Consider the following 24,998-nt stretch of genomic DNA (forward strand, 5'->3'; position numbering starts at 1 on the left):
CTGTCAGGGCTGGTCGATCGGCGTATCGGGGTGGTTGCCCCACTCGCCCCAAGACCCAGCGTAGGCGCGCATATTAAAGCCCAATGCCTTCCCGAGCAAATAAGTCAGTCCAGAGCGGTGATGGGATTGGCAGTGAGTGACGATGCGTTTGTCTGCGTTAAGGCCGAGCGCTTCCAGTTCCTCTTTGATTACCGTCAGGTCGCGCAGACGCAAGCCCGCGGATGGGTCCATCGCCCGGGTCCACTCGTAATTGACCGCGCCGGGAATATGCCCATTGCGCATGGCGGTTTGGCGTACTCCCTGGTATTCCTGAGGCGATCGAGCGTCCCATATCGCCAGCGCGGGGTCGCCCAGTTCAGCCTGTAACTGGTCCAGGGTCGCCGTGGGTTCTGAGCGCAACTGAATATCGTAGTCGCTGGGAGTGACGGTCGGCTCCTCGCGAGTAAGTGGTCGGCCTTCGTCATGCCAGGCGACCAGGCCGCCGTTCAAGTAGCTGTAACGCTGAAATCCGATGCTATCAAGCAGCCAGATCATCCGGCCGGCCCAGCCGCCGCCTTCATCGTCATACACCACCACATGGTTGTCATGACGTAATCCAATATGTTGAACAATGGCTTGTAACTGAGACTCGTCCGGTAATAGGCCGGGCGCGGGCGGGCGGCCATATTGCGTCGCCCCCGGTGGAATATGAATCGCACCCGGCAGGTGCGCCGCCTGATAGTTTTCGGTGCGGCAAAGATCAACGAGAATCAGGCCAGGCGAGCCGAGCAGCGGCTCCAGTTGTTCTGGTTCAAGAATTAACGGCAGGGAGTCCAGGTTGTTCGCCATCAGGATGCTCTCTCTTGGTCGGGCGTTCGGATATAAAGAGGCGCCGCTGCGTGGCAGGTCGCGCGGCCGTTGAAAGCCTGGGATGTTAGCAAAAGCGGCTATGAGCGCATAGCGCTTTCAGAGGCTAGCTCTCCTGGTTCTTATTCTGCTGATTACGCACGGCGAAATGGTGCAGAACATGGGAGGCTGAGCTACAGACATGCTTGAAGCTTTCGTATTCATACTCGCTCAGAGGCAGGCTATCCAGGCCCGCGTCCGCATAAAACAACGCAACTGGACGGGTTTTCACAAACAAGGACATGAGGAAAAAGTCGTCCATTTTATTGAGCGCTTTAAAGCTCTCGGGAATCATGGCTTTCACCTTGGGGGAGCTGCCGGGCTTGACCCAAAGGCTGGACGGCTTCTCCATTAGTTTGCTGAACAGGCTGGCTTCAGTCAGGTCCAGATCGAGGCGAGGCAGGTCAGGGCGATTTTCCGCGCCTACGGCGTAATATCCCTTGAGGCGCGTACGCTTGGTGTTGATCAGCGCGATTACGCAGGTATGCAGGCCCACTCCGTATTTCACGCAGCGGGCGGCGTTGTTCATGAGAAATGCGATGTCTTTAAACTGATGCGGCGATTGCAGCATCATGTTGGTCAGTTCGGCGTAAAGGTCCCGATTCCCATGGCGCAACTTCCTGATGTCGGCTTGAGCGGTCTGGCGAGGGGGCTGAACGGTTTTTCCTCTGGGTTTGGCTTGCGCGTGTATAAAGGATTCTTCTGCATCGTCCTCTTCAACAAGCGGCGGAGACGGCGCGACGGTTTCCGGCTCTTTTCGCGGAGTGGGCTTGGGCTCCTGAACAGGCGAAGGGACGACAACAGGGGCTGCGTCTTCCTCCTGGCGAACGGGGAGTTTTGGATCCCACAGGAGCGACTCCGCCAGCCGGTTGCCTGATGCTAAGGGGTGCAGGCGCGCTGATTCGACGGCGATCAGATGCGTTTGCCGAATGACCTCGCTGTGAGAGCTGTTCAGATATACCGCCAACACTTTACAGAGGCGGTTGAAAGTGCTGCTGCGCCAGTCGAGCTGAGCATGAAAGGCGATAAGGTTGCTCAAGCCAACGATAAATTCCGGTTTGTTCACAAACAGGCGCAGGTCGCGATCCTCTGACAAATCCCCGGAGCCAGCGCTTTTATAGCGTCGGGAGATGCGTACAAGCTGCTTCATTAGAGGGAGGTCATGCAGATAGTGTTCATCTACGGCCGTTTGCGGCAACGCAAACGCCTCCTGGATTTTGCTCCAGACCTTAATAAAGGGGGCTCCAAACACCTTTTCTTCAACCGAGCGGCGATGTGTCGAAGAATGCTCGAGTCTTTGCGTCCAGGCTTGCATTTTCTTGGGGGTGAAGCGCCATAGATACCAATTCGGCGCGCCCCAGAACAGGCCGCCCCAGAAGTATTCTTCCTCTTTGCCTTTATGTTTGTGCGCAGCGATGTAGGAGGCGAGATGGCCGGCGAAAAAACTGGTGGCGATGGACTGATGATAGCGTCGCACCGACTCCTCTTTATCCGGCTCAGGCGGAGGCGTTTCCTTCAGCAGTTTTTCCAGAAACTCCACTCCCAGCAGGCTGATGGCGTGGGCCAGCGTCTTTACCAGGCTTTCATCGCTGCGAATCGCCACGTTGGCTTTACCGAGCACGGTCAGCGCCAGCACAGGATCATTTTTGATGAAGTCGCTCATTCCCTGATAGGACAAGGAAGATTTGCTGAGTAGTCCCAACAGAATTTTATTGGTGGCGGTAACGGGAGGCAGCGGTTTTTTAACCAACTGATCCACCCACGCCATGGATTGTTGGGGCGGTGCGGTATCCTGCATAAGTATTTGTGAAATCGCCGGTTTTGAACTTAACTATCAATATAAAAGTAGTTAATAGTGACTGCCTTGTCACTTCAGCAGAGAATGTTCCTGGTATGCTTTTAATTCTTGGAGTGATCGTCGTTCTGGCCAGCGTGTTGGGCGGATATGTGTTGTCGCACGGGGAACTGGCCGCCCTGTGGCAGCCTTTCGAGTTAATTATCATCTGCGGCGCGGCGTTTGGCGCCTTTCTTATTTCCAACCCCTTCAAAGTCATCAAACAGATCCTTCAATCCATTCCGAAAATGATCATGGGGTCGCCCTTCAATCGGGTAGTGTATATGGATCTGCTCAGTTTGATGTACGACCTGTTTGATAAAGCGCGGCGCTCCGGCGTTATGGCGATAGAAGCGGACGTGGACGATCCTCTCAACAGTGAAATTTTCAATCGTTATCCCGCCATTGTGCGCATGGATAAACTGCGTGATTTCATTACCGATTATCTGCGCATAGTGAGCACCGGCAATATGGCTCCCCATGAGTTAGAGGGCTTGATGGACATGGAGCTGGAAACCCGGATGCAGGAGCTGGAGAAGCCCGCCGATGCAGTTAATCGTGTGGCTGACGCCCTGCCAGGGTTCGGGATTGTCGCCGCCGTATTGGGGATCGTAATCACGATGAAATCTCTGGGAGGACCGCCTGATGAATTGGGTGTGCATGTCGCCGCCGCTCTGGTTGGGACCTTTCTGGGGATCTTGGCGGCCTATGGGTTTGTCGGCCCCGCCTCTCACGCGATGCATAACTTGGCGGCGCAGGAAATCAAAGCCTATGAGTGCGTCAAGGTCAGCATACTGGCGACCATGACCGGCCTGGCGCCGCAGTTGGCTATCGAATTTGGACGCAAGGCCCTGAACTCGGACGTACGTCCGAGTTTTCAGGAACTTAACGATTACGTCCGCTCCAAATAGGTGGCGGCGGTCATGTCTGAAGCGCACTGGGTGGAGTGTAAAGGAGGTGGGGCATGATGGAGGAACGCCCGCCGATTATCGTCCGTCGCGTCCGCAAAGGTCATCACGCCCACGGCGGCGCCTGGAAGGTGGCGTTCGCGGATTTCGCCACTGCCATGATGGCGTTTTTCCTGGTGTTATGGCTGAGCGAGGCCGCCACTGAAGATCAGAAAGAAGCGATCTCTGGTTATTTCACCGATCCTGTTGGTTTTGAACAAGGCGGCAGCCCTTATGTAATCGACCTCGAAGGCAGTGTCACGGTTACTGTGACTCAAGATACCGCCGGTAAGCCGCAGGATCAGCCAGATGTGCGCATGCGTGAGGACACTATTCAGGACCTCGCGGCGCAACTTGAACAGCAGAAGCTGACCCGGCTGATGCAGGAAATCATGACGCAGATAGAGAAAAACCCCAAATTGAATGCATTCAAGGATCAGCTATTGCTGGATATCACGGATGAAGGCTTGCGTATTCAGATAGTCGACAAACGGCAACGCCCGATGTTCGACAGCGGCCGCTCAGAACTCAGACCCTACTTCGAAGATATTTTGTTCGAACTGGCGAAAAGCATCGCTAAAGTCAGGAATAAGATCAGCGTTTCCGGCCATACCGATGCTCAGCCTTTTCTGGGCAGAGACAACTACAGTAATTGGGAGCTTTCGGCGGACCGAGCCAATGCCGCGCGCCGCGCCTTGGTGGAAGGAGGGCTGCCGGAGGGGCGCATGGCGCGGGTGGTCGGATTGGCGTCCTCTGTGCTGTTTGATGAAAAAGAGCCCTATAACCCGGTCAATCGCCGCATTTCTATTTTAGTCCTGAATAAAAAGACGCAAGAGGATATCGAAGACGCTGAACATGCTGACAGCGCCTATTCCACGCCAGATTTACTGGAAGAGCTGGATCGTACTCTGGACCGACAGGGCCGCAAACCAGAATTTGATCCAGACAAAGATCTGCCCGTAGACGATAAGCCCGCGCCGAACGCAGACGGATTGACCTGGTGATCAGCCTTACAAGTTCTCCTCGTGGATGTCCTGCTCCTGCAGTGACTCTCTGATGCGTAGAAAGCTCTCCATCCGGCTGGCGAGAATCTCGCCGCTTTCCTGCGCTGACTGCAGGGCGCAGCCGGGCTCCTGGATATGCCGGCAGTTACGGAAGCGGCAATGGCCCAGATGAGGACGAAATTCGACGAAGCCGTCCTCCAGGGTGCGCTCATCAATATGCCACAAGCCGAACTCCCGGATGCCAGGGGAGTCGATCAAATCGCCGCCGGACGGAAGGTGAAACAATTTGGCTGTAGTAGTGGTGTGCGTGCCTTTGCGAACATTTTCTGAGAGGTCGCCAACTTTAACGTCCTCGTCCGGCAGCAGCATTTTGATCAATGAGGATTTCCCAACCCCTGATTGCCCCACAAAGATGCTGGTCTTATGGGCAAGGTGTTGCTTGAGGTCATCCAGGCCGGATTGAGTGTTAGTGGATGCGTCGATCCATTCGTAGCCCAATTGCTGGTATTGATCCTTGAACTGTTGCAGTGTGTCGCGGTTGGCGTCGTTGATCAGATCCTGCTTATTAAGAATGATCAGCGGGGGAATGCCAACGGCTTCGGACGCCACCAGATAGCGATCAACCAGATTGTGATGAGGCTCAGGCTCCGCGGCTATGACGATTAGAATCTGATCAATGTTGGCGGCGATAGGCTTCAGCTGACCGAATTTGTCTGGGCGCTTTAAAGCCGACTCGCGGGGTTGTCTGGCGACAATGACGCCGGAATTGTCCGGGGCGGCCCGCCAGATCACTTGGTCGCCAGTGACCAGGGAGTCAATATTGGCGCGAACGTAACAGCGAAATATCTGACCTGCGTGAGGCGGCTCCAGCGCTTCGACCGCCAGTTGCTGGCCGTAATGGGCGATGATCAGCCCCTCTTGCTCCGCTGACAGTTCTCCTCCGCTCAGTTGACTTTCCAGTTGCGTTTCCTTGCGGGTTGCACGTTTGGTGCGCTCGTCCTGGATCTTCTGGATACGCCATTTTTGCTGTTTGCTGAGTTTTCGCTTCGCCATAATAGGGGGGCTTAACTATCCTATGAACTACACTAGTTTAATATACAGCCTGATGGCCTCGGGTATGCATGCTGCTGGCGACGTAAGGCTTACAAACGGTTATGGATGCCGCTACACTGCCTGATTTTTCTGATGTCGCCGTTTGACGCCGGTGCTACTGTAAAACGATGGAGAAGTTATGTCACGTCGCGATAACCTGATTTGGATCGACTTGGAGATGACCGGGCTGGATCCTGACTCGGACCGAATTATTGAAATGGCGGTGATCGTTACCACCAGCAACCTGGAATTGGTCGCCGAAGGACCGGTTATCGCAGTGCATCAGCCAGACAGCGTTATGGCGCTGATGGATGACTGGAATCGTAATACACATGGGACCAGTGGTCTGACGGACCGGGTCAAGGCCAGCACAATCGGAGAAGCTGAGGCGGAAAAACAGATGCTGGATTTTCTGGCGCAGCATGTGGATGCAGGTTGCTCTCCCATGTGCGGCAACTCCATTGGACAGGACCGCCGCTTTCTGGCCCGTTATATGAAGGACCTGGAGAAATTTTTCCATTACCGCAATCTGGATGTCAGTACGTTGAAAGAGCTGGCCCGTCGCTGGCGGCCGGAAGTGGCTGCGGGCATCAAGAAAAAAGGCTCGCATCAGGCGTTGGAGGACATCAGAGAGTCTGTAGAAGAATTGCGTTACTACCGCGAACACTTCCTGCGTTTAACGGACTGAATATTTTTCCGCTTCCTGCCGCTCCGTTGCATCCGCGAGCGGCTCGCCATGTCGCGCCAGCGCCCAGCGCACATGCTCCTGAACGATGGCGGAAGGGTGCGATAACTTATCCTTCAATGCGGCAATAATCTCTGGCGACGTCGGCGCATTGCCCAGCGCCACAGCGATATTGCGCAGCCAGCTTTCATGTCCTGTGCGACGTATCGCAGATCCTTCGGTGTTGCTGAGGAATTCTTCCTCTGTCCATGCAAATAACTCCAGTAATTCCGCGCTGTCGAGACGATGGCGGGGCGAGAAGTCCTTTTCGCCGGTAAGTCGGGAAAACTTGTTCCAGGGGCAAACCATTTGGCAATCGTCGCAGCCAAAGATGCGGTTGCCCATCATCGGGCGGAGTTCTTCGGGTATTTCGCCCTTAAGCTCTATCGTTAGATAGGAAATGCAGCGCCGTGCGTCCAGAACATTGGGCGCCACAAATGCTTTAGTGGGGCATAAATCCAGGCAGGCGCTGCAACTTCCACAATGGTTTTTGGGGTAGGGCGGGTCGACGGGCAGGGGCAGGTCAGTGAACAGCTCGCCAAGGAAGAAGTAAGATCCCGCTTTGGGGTTGATCAGCATGGTGTTTTTGCCGATCCAGCCCAGCCCAGCCTTTTGCGCCAACGCCCGTTCCAGCACCGGCGCGCTGTCGACGAAGACCCGATAGGCGGACTCCGCAATTTCTTCCTGGATGCGCTTGCCCAGCTGGGCGAGGCGTTTACGCATAAGTTTGTGATAGTCTCTGCCGACGGCGTAGCGGGAGACGTAGGCGGATTGGTCTTGCTCCAGGAGTGCTTGCGCTACCCCTTTGCTTTCCGGCCAATAGTCCATGCGCACACTGATGACGCGCAGTGTGCCGGGCAGCAGTTCCGCTGGACGACTGCGCTTGTCGCCATGGTCGGCCATATATCCCATGGAGCCATGATAGCCCTTGCTCAGCCAGTCTTTGAGCGCATCTTCGTGGCGGCCGAGATTCACATCAGTGACGCCGCACTGCTGAAATCCCAGCTCTTGCGCCCATCCTTTGATGTCGCCCGCCAACTGGTTAAGTTGAGATTGGCTGTAAGTATCGTTCGTCATAAGTTACCGCTTTAATCCAGGGGGCTATTGTGACACATCGGCGCATGGTTGTTTACGAAATGGTCTTTTTCGAGTATTTTGCTAAAATTTACATATGTATAGCGCTATTAATTGAAGTGGATTCTTGAAATGTCACCTGCGCGGGTTTCCCATCCTATGTCGAAGGGCCTATACACGGCGGCGCAAGTGCGTCAGCTCGACGCGTTGGCCATACAGTCCATGGCGGCTGAAAACGGCTATGAACTGATGCAACGGGCGGGGCGTTCGGCGTTTCGCGCGCTGATGCGTCGTTGGCCTGAGGCGGCGAGATTGACTCTTTTCTGCGGTGGCGGCAATAACGGCGGCGATGGCTATGTGGTGGCCGAACTGGCGCGCCGTCATCACTTACAGGTCGAAGTATTCGCGTTGAGCGATCCTCAGAAATTGCAAGGTGAGGCGTCCCAGGCCTATGCGAGTTGCCGCGCGGCCGGTGTTGACGTGGCTATGTGGTCCCCTGATTCTTCTATAAGTGGCGACCTCGTGGTCGACGCTATGCTGGGGACCGGACTATCCGGCGCGGTGCGCGCTGACTATGCAGCGGCGATTAACGCCATCAATGCGGCCGGCAAGCCGATCATCGCCTTGGATATTCCCTCCGGCTTGTGCGCGGACACCGGTATGCCTCTGGGGGCAACCGTGAACGCGGCGATGACGGTGACCTTTATCGGTACGAAGCGGGGGTTGCTGACAGGCGAGGCGCCTGACTATGCCGGCGAGCTTGTGTTTGACGACCTGGATGTTCCCGCTGACATTTACAGTAAGATCCCGGCGGCCTGCCGACGTTCTGATTTTTCACAGGCTGTCGACTTAATGCCTGTTAGAATGCCATCGTCGCACAAAGGTATGTTTGGCCGAGTTCTAGTGGTTGGCGGCGATACTGGTTTTGGCGGGGCGGCGATCATGGCGGCGGAAGCAGCTTATCGCGCTGGTTGTGGCCTGGTGTCCTGCGCCACCCGCGCCGCACATGTTGGCGCAGGGCTATCTCGACTACCCGAAGTCATGTTTCGGGAAATCAACAGTCGGGGAGAGCTGTTGGCCATGCTGGAGTTGGCGGATGTGGTCGCCCTGGGCCCTGGGTTAGGCAAAGAGCCTTGGGGACAAATGTGCCTGCAAACATGCCTCGACGCTGACAAACCTATGGTCGTCGACGCTGACGCCCTGAATATGATCGCCACTCGTAAGCATCGGCTCAATCCGCGCTCTTTAATGACGCCGCATCCAGGAGAGGCGGCGCGTTTGCTGGAGTGCTCGGTGGCGGAGGTGATGCGGGATCGCTTTGCGGCGGCGCGAGATTTGGCGAAGGCCTATAATTGTCATGTTTTATTGAAGGGCGTAGGGACAGTGCTGGCGGCGCCGGATCAAGACGAACTGGTGGTCGTACAGGCGGGCAACCCGGGAATGGCGTGCGGCGGTATGGGCGATGTGTTAACGGGCCTTGCGGCGGGATTATTGGCGCAGGGCATGACTCCATTGGCGGCGGCTGAACTGGCGGCGGCCTGGCATGGCGCGGCGGCGGACTCCGCGACGGAAAGTGTAGCGCAGGCCTCTCTAATGGCCGGCGACTTATTAAAGCAGTTAGGGGCGGTAATGCGTGAGGCGACGGTATGACGCAGATGCTTTCATCCAGGCAGGTAGTGGCTCCTGATGAAGAGGCGATGGCGGTATTGGGCGATGAGTTGTCGCAATGCTTTGCTGCGCCCGGCGTGGTCTATTTGCAAGGACAATTAGGCGCGGGCAAAACCACGCTGACGCGCGCCATGATGCGTGGCATGGGATATTCAGGTTTGGTTAAGAGTCCCACCTATACTCTGGTCGAACCTTATCAGTTGGAAGATAAGCTGGTTTTTCATTTTGACCTGTATCGATTAGCGGACCCGGAGGAGCTGGAGTTTCTCGGCATCCGCGACTATTTCCATGAAAATTCGATTTGTTTGGTGGAGTGGCCTGATAAAGGCGCTCCATTGTTGCCGGAGCCTGACCTGACGGTGGATATTCAAGTGTTGATGAAAGGCCGCAGAATCAAACTGCTGGCGCACACCACGCGAGGCTGTCAGTGGCTGGAGGCGTATGATGCAAAGCAGCAGTCCCGGGAGTAACGACTATACTGGGCAATGAGGTTTACAAGATGACAGTAGCGCTCAGACTGATATTACTCAGTGTGATACTGATTTCTTCCATTGCAGGAGCGGCCACGGTCAGTAATGTCCGTGTCTGGCCGGCGCCGGACCATACTCGTTTGGTTTTTGATATGAGTGGACCAGTGGATCACAAGGTGTTCGCTTTGTCGAAACCGGATCGACTGGTGATTGATATTTCGCAGGCTACTTTGGAGACTGACTTTTCTGCCGTCAGTTACGAAGGGACGCCAATTCAACGCATCCGTAGCGCCCGTCGCGGCGCCAAGGATTTGCGCGTCGTGCTGGACCTTAGGGAGGGCGTGAATCCGAAAAGTTTCGCGTTGCAGCCGAATGACCAATATGGACATCGTTTGGTTATCGATCTGTATGGATCGGGAGGCGCGCAGCAGGTCAAGAAGCAGGCTGATGATCATACGCAGAAGCGCGATATTGTGGTTGTGATCGACGCCGGCCATGGTGGTGAAGACCCGGGAGCCCTTGGTCCTAAAGGCGTTCGCGAGAAGGACGTGGTGCTCGCGATTTCACGTGAGTTGCAGGCGTTGTTGGATCAAGAGCGTGGCTTTTCCAGTCGTCTGACGCGTAAAGGCGATTACTTTGTGCCTTTGCGCAACCGTACTGCGCTGGCTCGTGAATATAACGCCGACTTGCTGGTTTCCGTGCATGCGGACGCCTTCAAGAGCCCGGATGCTAATGGCGCCTCCGTGTATGCGCTTTCCAAACGCGGCGCCACCAGTGAAACGGCGCGTTGGCTGGCGGAGAAGGAAAATACGTCTGACTTGATTGGCGGTGTTGGCGGGGTGAGCCTGGAGGATAAGGATCAGGTGCTGGCCGGCGTGTTGTTGGACCTGTCCATGACCGCCAGCCTGAAGGCCAGCCTTACTGTGGGCGACAGCGTGTTGAGGTCTGTAGGCGGCGTATCTCGTCTGCATAAGAAAAGAGTGGAGCAGGCGGGGTTCGTGGTGTTGAAGTCCCCGGATATTCCCTCCATCCTGGTGGAGACGGGGTTTATCTCCAACCCCTCCGAAGCTCAGCGACTGAAAACCAGTAAGTACCAAAAGAAAATTGCAGCGGCAATATATGGTGGGCTGCAAAAGTATTTTGTCGATGCGCCGCCGCCGGGTACCTTGCTGGCTTGGAAAAAGCAGTCAGGGCAAGGCAAGTTGGGGCAGACATATGTCATCGAGAAGGGCGATACGCTCAGCAGCATCGCCCAGAGAAACAACATCAGTCTTAACGATCTGATGAGTCATAACGGGCTGACTACCGAGTCTCTGCGGATTGGCCAGGTCCTGATAATTCCTACTACCTGATCACGCCTCGCTCCGATAAACCGGCGCCTTGTGCGCCGGTTCTGTTGTCTGCATACATCTGTTACCATCTGCGGCAATTGCGCGCCTTGACCGCGGCTCAGTCCGCTCAGAGTCAAGGCGACTTACTTTTTGATAATTTGTCGAAATACCCGATGTCGAAGATTCATTTACTTTCCCCCCGATTAGCCAACCAGATTGCTGCGGGTGAGGTCGTCGAGCGGCCCTCCTCTGTGGTGAAGGAGTTAGTGGAGAATGCGTTGGACGCTGGTGCGCGCAAAATTGAAATCAACATTGAGAATGGCGGCGTCAAACTGATTCGAATTCGCGATGATGGCGGCGGTATTCAGCGGGAAGACTTACCGCTGGCGCTGTCCCGCCACGCCACCAGCAAAATTGAAACGCTGGAAGACCTGGAAGCGGTAGCGACATTGGGATTTCGAGGGGAGGCGCTCGCCAGTATATGTTCCGTTTCCCGTCTCTCTCTGACGTCTCGTCCACAAAATCAGGGTGAAGCCTGGAAAGTGGAAGTGGAAGGGCGTGACATGAAGCCGGAAATATCCCCGGCGGCCCATACTCCCGGCACCACCGTGGAAGTCCGTGATCTGTTTTATAATACCCCGGCGCGTCGTAAGTTTATGCGTACGGAAAAAACAGAGTTTGGACATATTGAAGAAATTATCAAACGGCAGGCGTTGGGGCGACTGAGTGTCGCGTTTACCTTGCGGCATAACCAGAAGGTCGTGCATCAGTTACGCCCGGCCGGGTCGGAAGAAGATCACGTTCGTCGTATCGGACAGCTTTGCGGCTCAAATTTCATTGAGAGCGCCATTCCTATCAATGTTTCAGCATCGGGGCTGTCATTGAGCGGCTGGGTGGCCAAACCTACGTTCTCTCGCAGTCAGGCGGATTTGCAGTACTTCTTCGTCAACGGCCGGGTGATACGGGACAAGCTGGTGGCGCATGCAGTAAGGCAGGCCTATCAGGATGTGCTTTATCATGGTCGCCATCCCGCCTTCGTGCTCTATTTGGAGCTGGATCCCGCCACCGTCGACGTGAATGTGCATCCAACCAAGCACGAAGTGCGTTTCCGCGAAGGGCGTATGGTCCATGATTTCCTGTTTCGCAGTTTGCACAGGGCGCTGGCCGAAGTGAAGCCGCAGACTGCAGCGGCGGAGGCCATGCCTAATGTGGAAGCAGAACAGGTGCGTCCGGTAATGCAGTGGCCGACGCAGGATGTATTGCCTTTGAGGCAGCAGCCTGCTGCATCTGGTTTTGCGATGACGGGCGCACCGTCTGCAGGCGCTGTGAGAGAGCAAATCTCCGCTTACGGGCAATTGCATGATAATTCAGGGTTTGGCGATAGGCTAAGTTCTGCGTCGGCTGCAGCTGCGCCAGCCATGGATAACGTTGCAGAGGCCCCTCTGGGGTATGCGATTGCGCAGTTGCATGGCGTGTTCGTGCTGGCCCAGAACGCGCAAGGCATGGTTCTGGTCGATATGCATGCGGCGCATGAGCGCATTGTCTACGAGCGCATGAAGCGCTCATTGCACAATAGCGGCGTGACCACTCAGCCTATGCTGGTGCCGATGAATCTGGCTGTCAGCCGCCGGGAGTCTTTGGCTGTAGAAGAGAATGCAGAGACGTTGTGCCAGTTGGGGCTGGAGATCACAGTCGCCGGCGTAGAGTCTATAATTGTTCGGCAAGTCCCGGCGTTATTGCGGAATGCCAATGTTGAAGCTCTGGTGCGGGACGTTATTGCGGAGCTTGCGGAGCATGGGTCTACTCGCAAAGTAGAGGAAACCATGAATGAGCTACTGGGGACTATGGCCTGTCATGGTGCGGTCCGGGCCAACCGGCAGCTGACCATCGCCGAAATGAATGCGTTATTGAGGGATATGGAAGATACCGAGCGCAGCGGGCAATGTAACCACGGCCGACCGACATGGGTGCAGCTGACGATGTCTGAGCTGGATAAACTGTTTTTGCGGGGGCGATAGTGTCAGATAAAAAGGCGCTGCCGCCTGCCATATTGCTAATGGGGCCAACCGCATCCGGTAAAACGGACCTTGCAATGGCGCTGAGCGAGCGTCTCCCCTGTGACTTGATTAGCGTTGACTCTGTCATGGTGTATCGCGGCATGGATATCGGTTCCGCCAAACCAGATCCGGAAACGTTAGCGCGCTACCCTCATCATTTGATTGATATTCGCGATCCGGCTGAACCCTATTCCGCTGCAGAGTTTCGCACTGACGCGCTACGCCTCATGGAGCAAAGCGTTAACGCTGGGCGCATTCCTCTGCTGGTAGGCGGCACTATTATGTACTATAAAGCTTTGTGCCAAGGGTTAGGCGATATGCCCAGCGCGGACGAGAATGTGCGTGAACAGATACTGGCTGAAGCGGAGCAGGTTGGCTGGCCGGCGCTGCATGAGCAGCTGCGCCAATTCGATCCAGTGGCGGCGGCTAAAATCCACCCGAATAACCGTCAGCGCATTCAGCGCGCTTTGGAAGTGTATCGGCTGACAGGGAAGCCGCTCTCGCATTATTGGGCGGCGGATGGAGTGAATCCGGAAAATGAGCTCAATTGGGACAGTGTGAATGGCGCAGCTTTGCCTTACAATGCGCTAAACTTAGCTCTGGCTCCCGTTAAGCGAGAAGATTTACACGGCCGTATCGCCAAGCGCTTTCAGATCATGCTGGAGCAAGGCTTGTTAGATGAAGTCGAGCAGTTGCGTCAGCGTGGCGACCTGAATGTGGGGCTGCCCTCTATCAGGGCGGTAGGGTATCGTCAGGTGTGGTCTTATCTCGAAGGTGAGTTTGGTCGGGAAGAAATGGTGGAAAAAGCGACCGCAGCCACTCGTCAGTTGGCGAAAAGACAAATGACTTGGTTGCGCTCCTGGCCCGAGATAAATTGGTTGTCTGCAGATGATACACAATTAGTCGAAGTCGCTATGCGACTGATTTCACAACGGTTACAATCGTGTAATCCACTATAGGTCAGATCGGAGGTTAGCGCTATACTATTACTCAATGCTGTCCAAAGTGCTGGCAAACCGTCCCTGGTGATAATGCATACACGAGTTAGTAATTTAATCACCGATAATTAGAACTAATAAGTAGGAGAATTCCAATGTCAAAAGGGCAGTCTTTACAAGACCCTTATTTAAATGCGCTACGGAAGGAACGCATCCCGGTATCCATATTCCTGGTAAACGGCATCAAACTGCAGGGACAAATTGAATCGTTCGATCAGTTTGTAATTCTGTTGAAAAACACCGTCAGCCAAATGGTTTACAAGCACGCTATCTCCACCGTCGTCCCTGCCCGGAACGTACGTATCGCCGCACCAGGCGAAGGAGAGAACGAAGCATCTAACGCTTAATGCGGAGCAGCGCCTGATTGTTTGAGCGTCCTAAAGCGGGTGAGCGAGCTGTACTTGTTCACCTGGATATGCTGGAAGAAAAAGATCGAGAAGACCCTCGCGAGCTTACGGAATTAGCTTTATCAGCCGGCGCAGATCCTGTTGCGTTGGTCACCGGAACCCGTAATCAGCCCAGTCCGCGGTACTTTGTCGGCAGCGGTAAGCTGGAGGAAATCAGGGCGGCGGTAATTGAGCACGAGGCGGAAGTCGTACTGTTCAATCATTCTCTTACTCCTAGTCAGGAACGAAACCTGGAAAAAGATCTGCAGGTGCGGGTTCTGGATAGGACTGGTCTGATTCTGGACATCTTCGCCCAGCGAGCGCGAACTCATGAAGGTAAGCTTCAGGTGGAGCTGGCTCAGCTTGAGCACTTGTCTACGAGGCTGGTGCGGGGCTGGACCCACCTTGAGCGTCAGAAAGGCGGAATTGGTCTGCGTGGGCCGGGTGAGACCCAGCTCGAAACTGACAGACGACTCATCCGCGGTCGCATCAAATCTATACACAAGCGTCTGGAAAAAGTTCGCAAACAACGTGAACAGGGCCGGCGCGCACGTCGCCGGGCGGAAGTGCCGACCATTTCTCTTGTTGGCTACACTAACGCTGGCAAATCTACTCTCTTTAATCGCATATCTTTGTCCGATGTTTATGCCGCCGATCAGTTGTTCGCGACGTTGGATCCGACGTTGCGGCGCGTTAATCTGGAGAACTACGGGCCTGTGGTATTGGCTGACACGGTAGGATTTATCCGACATCTTCCTCACAAGCTTGTCGACGCGTTTCGTGCGACATTGGAGGAGACCTGCAATGCTTCGTTATTGCTCCACGTCGTGGATGCGAGCGACCCGAAGCGCAGGGAAAACATCGAGCAAGTTGAGGATGTTTTGAAGGAAATCGGCGCTGACGATATTCCTTCCCTCTTTGTTTTCAATAAAGTGGATCGTCTGGAGGCTGCCGAGCCTCGCCTGGAAATGAATGAAAATGGCGAGCCAGTTCGTGTTTGGGTTTCGGCTGTCACCGGAGAAGGTCTTGAGCTGCTGGAGCAGGCGACCGGAAAGCTGTTGGGCGCTGATATGGTCGATGAGACGCTTTGCATACCGCCCGCGCTGGGGCGCTTGCGCGCCAAGCTTTATGAAAGAGAGGCTGTGTTGTCAGAAGAGGTGAGGGAGGATGGTTCCTTTTCTGTGCATATAAAGATGCCGAAGACCGACTGGCTGCAAATAGCGCATAAGGAAGGCGTGAAACTTGAACAGCTTACCGGACATGTCTGCTAAGCTCAGAGGTTGTGCATATCGACGATCTGGGCGCGCTGCATTGTATGTTGGCGTTATCTTAATTACATTTCAGAACCTTGCCGATCGAGACATAGATAAATAGTATTACGCGCAAGCTTTAAATCTTCACAACGAAGGGGAATAAAATGGCTTGGAATGAACCAGGCGGAAATAATAATCAGGACCCATGGGGCTCAGGCCGTCGCGGCAACAAGAATGACGGACCGCCAGATCTGGATGAAGTCATTCGCAAAGGTCTGGAGAAAGTCGGCGGATTGTTTGGCGGCAAGCCTTCCCGGGGGGGCTCTTCCGGCGGTGGTGGCGTCTCTGGCGGCGTGGCGGCGATTATTATCGTTGTATTGGTGCTGCTCGCTGTCTCCAACTCTGTGTTCCGTGTAGACGAAAAAGAAAACGCGATTGTGCTGCGCTTTGGTAAGTATTTGGATACGCGTCAGCCTGGTCTGCAATTTAAAATCCCTCTGATTGACCAAGTCTTTATTGAAGAAGTTACTTCGGTTCGCAATCAGAAGAAAAAAGGCCACATGCTGACGGAAGATGAAAATATCGTTGATATTGATCTGACCGTTCAATACGTTATTGGCGATCTGCGCAAATATACCCTGGTAATGCGCGACCCCGTCACCACCTTGGACTTTGCGATAGACAGCGCTTTGCGCCATGAGGTCGGCTCTGAATCTATGGATAAAGTTCTGACGGAAGGGCGTGCGATTCTGGCTATTAATGTGCAGGATCGTTTACAGCGTTATCTTGACTTCTACGGCTCTGGCATTGAAGTGAAGAAAGTGAACATCAATGCTGCACAGCCTCCTGCGGCGGTTAAGTCTGCATTTGAGGAGGTTCAGCGTGCTAAAGAGGACGAGCAAAAGGTCATCAACCGAGCGCAAGCTTATAAGAATCAGGTCGTGCCTGAAGCTAGAGGTAAGGCGCAGCGGGTTATCGAAGAAGCCAAAGCTTATCGGGATCAGGTGATCGCGCAGGCTGAAGGTGAAACCCAGCGTTTCTTGAAAGTGCTTGAGATCTACGAGAGTGCGCCAGGGGTAACCCGCGAGCGTTTGTATATCGATACGATGGAGAAAGTTTTGTCTGGCAGCAGCAAGGTGTTGGTGGATCAAGGGCAAGGAAACAACATCATGTACCTTCCATTGGATAAGATGCTGAATCGCGCAGATGCGGCTCCGGCAGCGGGCGCTATCATACCGCGTAATGTCGATACGGGCTCCAGCGGCACTTCCCGCGCAGTGGAGGATTTCCGTTCCCGTAACGAAGTTCTGAGCAGAAGCAGGGGCCAATAATGACTACAAGATTTGCAATTTCTCTCGGCGCTATCTTGCTGGCCATCATTGTCGTCATGCAAGGCGTATACATTGTTCCAGAGACTCATAGAGCCGTATTGCTGCGATTTGGCGGTATGGTCGAATCCGATATCGGAGCTGGGCTTCACTTCAAGATCCCCTTTGTGGATGTGGCCCGGAAGTTTGATATCCGGGTACTGGTAATGGATTTGCCAACCAAGAGTTACCTTACTGGTGAGCAAAAGCCGCTGGACGTCGACTCATACGCGACATGGCGCATAGTGAATGTGGGGCAGTTCTATCGCTCCACCGCCGGCGATGAAAATAATGCGGTGCGTCTGCTTGAGTCGCGAATAGATAACGGTCTGCGTGATCAGTTTGGCCGTCGCACCATGCATGAAGTGGTTGCTGGCGAACGGGAAGAGCTGATGGAAGAGCTGACCAAGAGTCTGGACCAAATTGCCCGTACAGAATTTGGTATTGAAATCAATGATATCCGTGTTCGTGCGATTGAATTGCCAACTCGCGTTAGCGACTCTGTGTACGAAAGGATGGAGTCTGAGCGTCTAAAAATTGCTCAGCAGCATCGTTCACAAGGTGAAGAGCAAGCCGAAGCCGTGCGCGCGGCGGCGGACGCCGAAAGAACGGTTATTGATGCGAATGCCTACAAAGAAGCTGAGCAGATTCGAGGAGAAGGCGACTCCGTCGCATCCAGGATCTATGCTGACGCATTCAGCAAAAATCCGGAGTTTTACTCTTTCTACCGGAGTATGGGCGCTTATGAGCAAACCTTCTCCAGTAAGGGGGACTTGCTGATCCTGCAACCAGATAGCGAGTTTCTTCGATACCTGAAACAACCACGAAGCGCTTCCCAAGGGAATTAACCCAGCCTTAAAAAGCATTGGGAAGCCGCCGAAATAGTGGTAATATTCTGCAACCGGGAACTATCCCGGTTTTTTTGTGATTAAATACCGGCAACTGTATATATTTTGTGTGGCTTTGCTCTCAGTTTTGAACGGCGCAAAGCAAGGTAACGGGTGATCCCAATGTGGCGGGAACTGGGAATTGCGCTCTGTCTGATGTTGGTGTTGGAAGGCGTCCTTCCTTTTCTGTATCCGCGACGCTGGCGAAACATGGTGGTCCGGTTGGCGCAAGTTGATGATGGGACTATGCGGATGGCCGGTCTTGTATGCATGCTTGTTGGGACTGCCCTGTTATACCTGATCAAGCAGTGACCTTCCGTTCACACAAAACGTTGCGCACCAAAAAGGTGAAATGAATGTTTGGCGATACGCAGTCAATGTCCGAATCTGATTTATGGCTTCTCCCTGATGGCGTGGAAGAATTGTTGCCGCCAGAGGCCAAACGCATTGAGGAATTAAGACGACAGTTGCTGGACCTCTATCACTCCTGGGGTTACGAAATGATCGTGCCGCCCCTGTTGGAATTCCTGGACTCTCTGCTTATTGGCGTTGGGCGCGATCTGGAGTTGGAGATGTTCAAAGTGACGGACCAGCTTACCGGACGACTGATGGGAATTAGAGCGGATATGACGCCCCAGGTGGCTCGTATAGACTCACGCCGTTCCCATGATGTCGCCAGTCGATTCTGTTACATCGGCAGTGTTTTGCGCACAAAATCTCCCAGTATGTTTTCCTCACGCACTCCAATTCAGACTGGGTGTGAGCTTTATGGTGTAGTGGGCTCAGCCGCCGATATTGAGATTATTTCTCTGATGCTGGAAACGCTGAATCTGGCTAAGATCAGTCCGCTGCACATGGATATCGCTCATGTTGGCGTCTATCAGGCAATACTGGCGGAAGCGAAACTGTCCAAGATTCAGTCTGAGGCGCTGTTTGAGGCTTTGCGCAGAAAAGCGATTCCAGAGGTTGACGAGATAGCTGCGACTATTCCAGACAAAGCAATTCGTCAAAAAGTCATGGCGCTGCCGAGACTGGCCGGCGGCAAAGAGAAAATGAAAGAAGCGCGCAAAATTTTTGCGGGTAATCCAGATATTGAGTACGCGCTGGACGAAATGAGCCAAGTCGCCGCAGTTATTGGCGAGCGCTACCCGGAAGTGGAGATTTACTTCGATTTCTGTGAAATGCGTGGCTACAAGTATTACACCGGTCTGGTGTTCGCTGCATATACCGAAGGCCTGGGACAGGCTGTGGCGAAGGGCGGGCGTTATGATGAAGTAGGGCGCGATTTCGGACGGGGGCGCCCTGCGATGGGCTTCAGCGTGGATTTGAAAGCTTTATACCGCATGGGCAAGCGCGAATGGGCGCAGCCGGCGGGCGCTATTTTGGCTCCAAACGGTCAGGAAGCAGAGTTATGGGAGCTGATCAGGCAGTTGCGGCGGAGTGACAGAGTTATACAACTGATGCCTGGTGAGGAAGCCGGCCACTGGGCCTCCCACTGTGATCGCCAAATCGTACGGGACGAGTCGGGGCAATGGATCGTAACGCCCTTAACCGAATTCAATCCTAATCAAGTTAAATAGAGATTTAATCATCATGGGCAAAAATGTGGTCATTCTCGGCACTCAATGGGGTGACGAGGGCAAAGGTAAGATTGTGGATCTGCTGACGGAAGAAGTTGCTGCGGTGGCTCGTTTCCAAGGCGGACACAACGCCGGGCACACTTTGGTGATAGACGGACAGAAAACCGTTCTACACCTGATTCCTTCAGGGATTTTGCGCAACAATGTCGCCTGCCTAATTGGTAATGGCGTAGTGTTGGCGCCGGATGCATTGCTGTCGGAGATCAAGACCCTGGAAGACAAAGGCGTGCCAGTGCGTCAGCGTCTATTCCTGAGCCCTGCATGTCCTCTGATTCTGCCTTACCACAAGGCTTTGGATCTGGCGCGGGAAGAGCGTCTGGGTTCGGCGAAAATTGGTACGACTGGTCGAGGCATTGGTCCCGCCTATGAAGACAAAGTAGCGCGTCGCGGCGTACGCCTTGGCGATTTGGCGAAGCCTGAGCGCTTTGCTGAGAAGTTGAAGGAGATCATGCAGTATCAGAACTTTGTTCTGGAGCACTACTATAAGGTCGCTCCGATTGATTATCAGAAGACGCTCGATGAAACTCTGAAAATGGCGGAAGAGTTGCTGCCGATGATGGCGGACGTCACTGACATGCTGCATGAGTTCAGAAAGCGTGGCGAGAATGTTCTTTTTGAAGGCGCTCAGGGTTCCTTGTTGGACATTGACCTGGGCACTTATCCCTTCGTTACTTCATCCAACACCACTGCGGGCGGCACTGCGACCGGTAGCGGTTTTGGTCCGATGTATCTGGACTATGTATTGGGCATCACCAAGGCTTATGCGACGCGCGTAGGCTCAGGTCCATTCCCAACAGAGTTATTTGATGACGTTGGCGCCTATTTGGCTAAGAAAGGCAACGAATTTGGCGCAACGACTGGTCGTCCTCGTCGCTGTGGTTGGTTTGATGCGGTTGCTCTGCGTCACGCCATCCAAATCAATAGCGTTTCTGGAATCTGCCTGACTAAGCTGGATGTCCTGGATGGCTTGGATGTTGTGAAAGTATGCGTTGGCTATCGCACTGCGGATGGCGTTGAAATTACGCGCCCACCAATCGACTGTGAAGCGTTTGGTGAGGTGGAGCCGGTTTACGAGGAGCTGCCAGGCTGGAAAGAGAGTACTTTTGGCGTCAAGCGCGTAGAAGATCTTCCTAAGAACGCGCAAGATTATATCGTCTTCCTGGAGAAGCAGATTGAAGCGCCAATTGATGTTATTTCCACTGGTCCGGATCGTAACGAGACGATCACATTGAGACACCCATTCTCAGCATAAGTTGAAGGGGCGCTTAGCCCCTTTCAGCGAGCTATAAAAAAACGCCCCGTTTGGGGCGTTTTTCGTATGTGGGCCTAGTTGGCGTTGGCGTCAGCCATGGGGGAGACGGCGTCCGGGCCTTTCATTTCAAAAGGTATGCCCTGAACTCTAAGCCAGTTTTCATCAAGCTCCCAGCGAACAAAGTCGAAAGCTTCATTCTTCAACACGAGATCCTGAGCGTAAGTCTGCATTCTGGCGAAATCTTTTTCTGCCTGTAGCAAGGAGCGTGAGTTGTCCCTTTCATCCCTTAGCTCTGGAAACACAATGCGCAACGCTTTTGATAGCGTTTTCTGGTTGGAATGCAGGGTGCCCATGACGGCGATGCGGCCGTCCTTCTCTATGACCCTGAAATGATAGGGGTACTTTGAAAGTACGGGGTCTTCTTTGAGCTCGTCGTTTATGAAAACTATCTCCAGGCTGCCGTATAAAATCCATAATACAAACAGCGCCGATACCAGCATCACTATGGCAAATTGTTTTTTATCCGACATGTCGGTAATTCTATTCCAAGTTTCATTAGCGTTAAGCCCCCGGATTGTCTGTTGTTTTACCTTGGGCGGGGGGTATTATAACCGGATTATTAATGTATGTATTTGCATTCGGATGAGAATTGAAGGATTCTCGCGTCCTAGGTTAAACGGCCTATTAACGCGTGGCGCTGGGCATACTGTCAAGTCGGTACAAGGATATTCCACATGGCGAACAAGAAAATCTATGATCTGGTTCTATTTGGGGCGACGGGATACACAGGGGAGCTGACCGCCGAGTACCTGGCTAGGGCGATGATGCGGGAGGACTTCGTATGGGCGATTGCCGGGCGGAATCCAGAGAAGCTGGAGCGATTAAAAAAACGTCTATGCTCTATTAATCCGGATGTGCGTAGTCGTTTGCATGTGATTCAGGCGGATATCGAAGATCAGGCCAGCCTGGATGCGATGGCCAAAGACGCAAAAGCGGTGATCAATACAGTTGGTCCCTATATCAAATTTGGAGAGCCGGTGATCAAAGCGTGCGTGACGCAGGGCGCAGACTACGCAGACCTTACAGGGGAGCCTGAATTCGTAGACGCGATGATCAGTCAATACGATGAGGTCGCCAAGCGCAATAAAGTCAGAATAGTAAACTGTTGCGGCTTTGACAGTATTCCTCATGATCTGGGGGCTTATTATACGGTGACTGAGTTGACCCAGGGCTTGCCTGCAGACGCCTTGGCCGCCAACCCCGTTAAGCTGGAAGGATTTGTGCGCGCTGGGGGCGCTTTTTCCGGTGGAACCTGGCATTCCGCTGTGCACGCATTTTCGAGAGCCCGACAGGCGCGGTCAGATAAGCGCAACAAGCCGCGCATGTCTGAATCTACCCGTAAAGTCGGGAGTGTGGACTTCAATTTGCGTTTTCGTAAGGAAATCAACGCTTGGGCGTGTCCTTTTCCTACGATTGATCCTCAAGTGGTGAAACGCAGCGCCAGGGCGCTTGAGCAATATGGCCAAGAGTTTAAATATGGCCATTATGTTCAGGTGAAGAAGCTGCCCCGGGTTATTGCAGGCGCTGCGCTTGTCGGCGGCGTATTTGCGTTGGCTCAGCTCAAACCTACGCGTAATTGGCTTTTAAGCCTCAAGCCAGCGGGGCAGGGGCCTACACCTGAGCAGCGCAGCCGGGGCTGGTTTAAGGTGGTGTTTATTGGTTCCTGCGACGGTCGTCGTATAAAGACGCAGGTAAGCGGCGGCGACCCAGGTTATGGCGAAACCTCAAAAATGCTGGCGGAAAGCGGCTTGTGTCTGGCGCTGGATCGACGCAAATTACCGAAATCATACGGCGTGATCACCCCAGTCATGGCGATGGGGCGTCCATTGATGGATCGATTGCAGCAAAGAGGCGTCAAGTTCGAGGTTTTGGAATCGGCGGTTTGACGCTTTTGCCCATATCCTGAGAGAGCCACAGCCCGGCTAGAATCGCTCCACCGCCTATAAGATGGTAGCTCTCAGGATGCTCGCCGAGAAAAGGGATGGATAGCAGGGCGGTAAGCAGCGGCGTCAAATAGGCGAATAAAGCGGCGGTGCTGGGAGATGTCTTGGTGACGCCGTAGTTCCACAACAGGTATGCGCAGAGTGATGGGAATATCGCAACGTAGGCGATAACCGCCGCCAAGTCATAGGTCCACTCGAACCCGCCTTTAATATGGTGTTCCAGAGCATAAAAGGGCAGGATCATCGGTAGCCCTAGTCCCAGCAAAATCGCGAACAAGTCAAAGCCAGGGATGGGGATGGCCCATTTTCTCAACAAAACGGAGTACAGTGACCAAATAACCATCGCCGCCGCCATGATGCTGTCGCCGGCATTCATTTGCAAAGAGAGCAACGTGCTTGGTTCACCGTGTAGTATCACATATAGCGCGCCGAGGAAGGCGAGCGACACGCCGAGTCCGCTTTTAAGATTCAGACGCTGGCCAAGCAGGGGCATTGCTAAAACCAGGGTGGCTACCGGCAACAGCGAGTTCACTAATGTGATATTGAGTGCAGAGGTGAATTGCGCGGAGGTATACAGCAGTGAGTTGTAGGTCGCCACGCCGAGAAAAGCGAGCACGCTTATTTTGAGCCAGTGCTGCTTTATGAGGTCTTTATGACGCAGGAACGCCCGCAAAATAAACGGCGAGATAAGGAGCGCGCAAACCAGCCAGCGATGGAAAGACAGCGCCAGCGGAGGAATGCTGTCATTGAAGCCGCGCGCCACCAGTGCGTTACCCGCCCAAAATAATGATGTTCCCGCCAGTCCTAAGTAAGGCGCTATTCGAAAGAAGAGTGAATCAGAGGCATTGACGTCGCTCACTGCGCGGGTCCTTTTGTGTTGCTGGCAAGGCGGGAGAACGCCTGGTCCTGCCATGAGGGCTTTCGGGGCTTTCAATTCTAGGATAAATTCTATCTGTTCGGCCAATTTTTCCGTTTATATCAATCATTAAGCAGGTGAGAGCGACGAAACTGTTATGGAGCTTTTTGAAACATCCATTGTAGTGATTGGCGCAGGTGTTGTGGGGCTAAGCATCGCCAAGGCGTTGGCTGAAGGCGGGCAGGATGTGCTGCTGTTGGAGCGAGAGGGTCTTATTGGCTCTGGGATATCATCTCGCAACAGTGAAGTGATTCATGCTGGCATCTACTATCCGCAGGGCAGCCTGAAAGCCGAGACCTGTGTAAGGGGTAAGGCGCTATTGTACGAGTACTGCGCTTCTCGAGGGATTCCTCATAAGCGTTGCGGGAAGCTCATTGTTGCAACCCATCCTGATCAGATGGATGCCTTGCAGCAGATATATGAGGCGGCCGCCGCCAATGGCGTGACGGACTTACAGTGGTTGACTCAGGCCCAAGTTCAGGCGATGGAGCCTGAGTTAAAGTCTGTTGGCGCGCTGTACTCTCCTTCTACCGGCATTATCGACAGCCATCAGTATATGTTGTCCTTACAGGGTGATTTTGAACGTGCGGGCGGAATGACGGCGCTTAATTCGCCATTGCTGGGTGGGCGTATTGATGCAGAGTCAGTTACCTTGAGCGTTGGCGGCGCGGCGCCCTGTCAGGTGCGTGCGGAAGTGGTTGTGAATTGCGCGGGGTTGGATGCGATGGGAGTACTTGCTAACGTGGAGTGCTATCCATCTGTTGGAATTCCTCCGATCTATTTCGCCAAAGGAAGTTACTTTTCGCTATCGGGACGCAGCCCTTTTCAGCGCTTGATATACCCTGTGCCGGAGGACGGCGGACTGGGAGTGCACTTGACCCTGGACATGGGGGGGCAGGCGCGATTCGGTCCAGATGTCGAGTGGATAGATCGGCCGGAGTTCAGTGTAGACCCGCAACGGATGGCTAAGTTCGCCCAGGCTATACGCAATTACTGGCCTGCGTTGCCAGAGGGGATGCTGCAGCCGGCGTATGCAGGCGTCCGACCCAAGTTGTCGCCGCAAGGCGCGCGCGCAGAGGACTTTATCATCGATACGCCTGAACAGAACGGCGTTGCAGGCTGGTATAACCTGTTCGGTATTGAGTCGCCTGGGCTGACGGCCTCACTTGCCCTCGCGGAGAAGGTAGCGAAGCGGATATTAAATCATTAA

At 54.0% G+C, this 24,998-nt stretch carries 23 protein-coding genes; 17 read left to right on the top strand and 6 right to left on the bottom strand.

Features of this window, described 5'->3' with window-relative positions:
• Positions 1-3 precede the first annotated feature (3 nt).
• Positions 4-828 carry a sulfurtransferase gene (locus tag O5O45_RS01040; RefSeq protein WP_305903457.1) on the bottom strand — a complete coding sequence of 275 codons (825 nt, stop codon included), beginning with the start codon at positions 826-828 and terminating at the stop codon, positions 4-6.
• 124 nt (positions 829-952) lie between these two features.
• Positions 953-2,683, bottom strand: coding sequence for an HDOD domain-containing protein (locus tag O5O45_RS01045; RefSeq protein ID WP_305903458.1), 1,731 nt, complete (start codon positions 2,681-2,683; stop codon positions 953-955).
• A 95-nt stretch (positions 2,684-2,778) separates the two neighbouring features.
• On the opposite strand from O5O45_RS01045, the gene motA reads away from it, so the two are divergent.
• The gene (gene motA / locus O5O45_RS01050; protein WP_305903459.1) at positions 2,779-3,630 is read left to right on the top strand and encodes a flagellar motor stator protein MotA; all 852 of its coding nucleotides are present in this window, start codon (positions 2,779-2,781) and stop codon (positions 3,628-3,630) included.
• A gap of 53 nt (positions 3,631-3,683) precedes the next feature.
• Positions 3,684-4,670 (top strand): flagellar motor protein MotB, encoded by a 987-nt coding sequence (gene motB / locus O5O45_RS01055; RefSeq protein ID WP_305903460.1) that lies wholly within the window; start codon positions 3,684-3,686, stop codon positions 4,668-4,670.
• Positions 4,671-4,676: 6 nt separating this feature from the next.
• On the opposite strand, the gene rsgA is transcribed toward motB, so the two are convergent.
• Entirely contained in the window at positions 4,677-5,723 is a 1,047-nt protein-coding gene (gene rsgA, locus O5O45_RS01060; protein ID WP_305903461.1) for a small ribosomal subunit biogenesis GTPase RsgA, read from the bottom strand.
• Positions 5,724-5,901: 178 nt separating this feature from the next.
• On the opposite strand from rsgA, the gene orn reads away from it, so the two are divergent.
• Entirely contained in the window at positions 5,902-6,450 is a 549-nt protein-coding gene (orn, locus tag O5O45_RS01065) for an oligoribonuclease (protein ID WP_305903462.1), read from the top strand.
• Here orn and queG read toward each other — a convergent pair.
• Positions 6,439-7,563, bottom strand: a complete 1,125-nt coding sequence (gene queG, locus O5O45_RS01070) for a tRNA epoxyqueuosine(34) reductase QueG (protein ID WP_305903463.1) — start codon at positions 7,561-7,563, stop codon at positions 6,439-6,441. The genes orn and queG overlap by 12 nt on opposite strands.
• Before the next feature lie 156 nt (positions 7,564-7,719).
• Between queG and O5O45_RS01075 the strand changes: the two genes are divergently transcribed.
• The 12 genes from O5O45_RS01075 (at position 7,720) to O5O45_RS01130 (ending at position 20,869) form a co-directional block, all read left to right on the top strand.
• Positions 7,720-9,210, top strand: a complete 1,491-nt coding sequence (locus tag O5O45_RS01075) for an NAD(P)H-hydrate dehydratase (protein WP_305903464.1) — start codon at positions 7,720-7,722, stop codon at positions 9,208-9,210.
• Positions 9,211-9,215: 5 nt separating this feature from the next.
• Positions 9,216-9,698 carry a tRNA (adenosine(37)-N6)-threonylcarbamoyltransferase complex ATPase subunit type 1 TsaE gene (tsaE, locus tag O5O45_RS01080; RefSeq protein ID WP_305906177.1) on the top strand — a complete coding sequence of 161 codons (483 nt, stop codon included), beginning with the start codon at positions 9,216-9,218 and terminating at the stop codon, positions 9,696-9,698.
• Between the two features lie 29 nt (positions 9,699-9,727).
• On the top strand, positions 9,728-11,050 hold the full coding sequence (locus O5O45_RS01085; RefSeq protein ID WP_305903465.1) for an N-acetylmuramoyl-L-alanine amidase: 1,323 nt from the start codon (positions 9,728-9,730) through the stop codon (positions 11,048-11,050).
• 152 nt (positions 11,051-11,202) lie between these two features.
• A complete protein-coding gene (gene mutL / locus O5O45_RS01090; RefSeq protein WP_305903466.1) occupies positions 11,203-13,047 on the top strand; it encodes a DNA mismatch repair endonuclease MutL in 1,845 nt (614 codons plus the stop codon).
• Positions 13,047-14,045, top strand: coding sequence for a tRNA (adenosine(37)-N6)-dimethylallyltransferase MiaA (gene miaA / locus O5O45_RS01095; protein WP_305903467.1), 999 nt, complete (start codon positions 13,047-13,049; stop codon positions 14,043-14,045). The genes mutL and miaA overlap by 1 nt, the downstream gene beginning before the upstream one ends.
• Before the next feature lie 134 nt (positions 14,046-14,179).
• Positions 14,180-14,431 (top strand): RNA chaperone Hfq, encoded by a 252-nt coding sequence (hfq, locus tag O5O45_RS01100; protein WP_305903468.1) that lies wholly within the window; start codon positions 14,180-14,182, stop codon positions 14,429-14,431.
• A gap of 17 nt (positions 14,432-14,448) precedes the next feature.
• Positions 14,449-15,741: a ribosome rescue GTPase HflX gene (hflX, locus tag O5O45_RS01105; RefSeq protein ID WP_305903469.1), complete on the top strand. Its 1,293-nt coding sequence runs from the start codon at positions 14,449-14,451 to the stop codon at positions 15,739-15,741.
• A 146-nt stretch (positions 15,742-15,887) separates the two neighbouring features.
• Positions 15,888-17,054, top strand: a complete 1,167-nt coding sequence (hflK, locus tag O5O45_RS01110; protein WP_305903470.1) for an FtsH protease activity modulator HflK — start codon at positions 15,888-15,890, stop codon at positions 17,052-17,054.
• A complete protein-coding gene (gene hflC / locus O5O45_RS01115) occupies positions 17,054-17,938 on the top strand; it encodes a protease modulator HflC (protein WP_305903471.1) in 885 nt (294 codons plus the stop codon). Before hflK ends, hflC begins: the two co-directional genes overlap by 1 nt.
• Before the next feature lie 162 nt (positions 17,939-18,100).
• A complete protein-coding gene (locus O5O45_RS01120; RefSeq protein ID WP_305903472.1) occupies positions 18,101-18,289 on the top strand; it encodes a DUF2065 domain-containing protein in 189 nt (62 codons plus the stop codon).
• Positions 18,290-18,333: 44 nt separating this feature from the next.
• Entirely contained in the window at positions 18,334-19,557 is a 1,224-nt protein-coding gene (locus O5O45_RS01125; RefSeq protein ID WP_305903473.1) for an ATP phosphoribosyltransferase regulatory subunit, read from the top strand.
• A gap of 13 nt (positions 19,558-19,570) precedes the next feature.
• The gene (locus O5O45_RS01130; RefSeq protein ID WP_305903474.1) at positions 19,571-20,869 is read left to right on the top strand and encodes an adenylosuccinate synthase; all 1,299 of its coding nucleotides are present in this window, start codon (positions 19,571-19,573) and stop codon (positions 20,867-20,869) included.
• A 74-nt stretch (positions 20,870-20,943) separates the two neighbouring features.
• Here O5O45_RS01130 and O5O45_RS01135 read toward each other — a convergent pair whose 3' ends face one another.
• Positions 20,944-21,399: a hypothetical protein gene (locus O5O45_RS01135; protein ID WP_305903475.1), complete on the bottom strand. Its 456-nt coding sequence runs from the start codon at positions 21,397-21,399 to the stop codon at positions 20,944-20,946.
• Between the two features lie 204 nt (positions 21,400-21,603).
• On the opposite strand from O5O45_RS01135, the gene O5O45_RS01140 reads away from it, so the two are divergent.
• Positions 21,604-22,815 carry a saccharopine dehydrogenase family protein gene (locus O5O45_RS01140; RefSeq protein WP_305903476.1) on the top strand — a complete coding sequence of 404 codons (1,212 nt, stop codon included), beginning with the start codon at positions 21,604-21,606 and terminating at the stop codon, positions 22,813-22,815.
• On the opposite strand, the gene O5O45_RS01145 is transcribed toward O5O45_RS01140, so the two are convergent.
• Complete coding sequence (locus O5O45_RS01145; protein WP_305903477.1) at positions 22,784-23,731, bottom strand: DMT family transporter; 948 nt, start codon at positions 23,729-23,731, stop codon at positions 22,784-22,786. The two genes, O5O45_RS01140 and O5O45_RS01145, sit on opposite strands and share 32 nt — an antisense overlap.
• A gap of 154 nt (positions 23,732-23,885) precedes the next feature.
• Here O5O45_RS01145 and O5O45_RS01150 point away from each other — a divergent pair, with 154 nt between their 5' ends.
• A complete protein-coding gene (locus O5O45_RS01150) occupies positions 23,886-24,998 on the top strand; it encodes an NAD(P)/FAD-dependent oxidoreductase (protein ID WP_305903478.1) in 1,113 nt (370 codons plus the stop codon).

The sequence above is a fragment of the Hahella sp. HNIBRBA332 genome (assembly GCF_030719035.1).
GTDB lineage: Bacteria > Pseudomonadota > Gammaproteobacteria > Pseudomonadales > Oleiphilaceae > Hahella.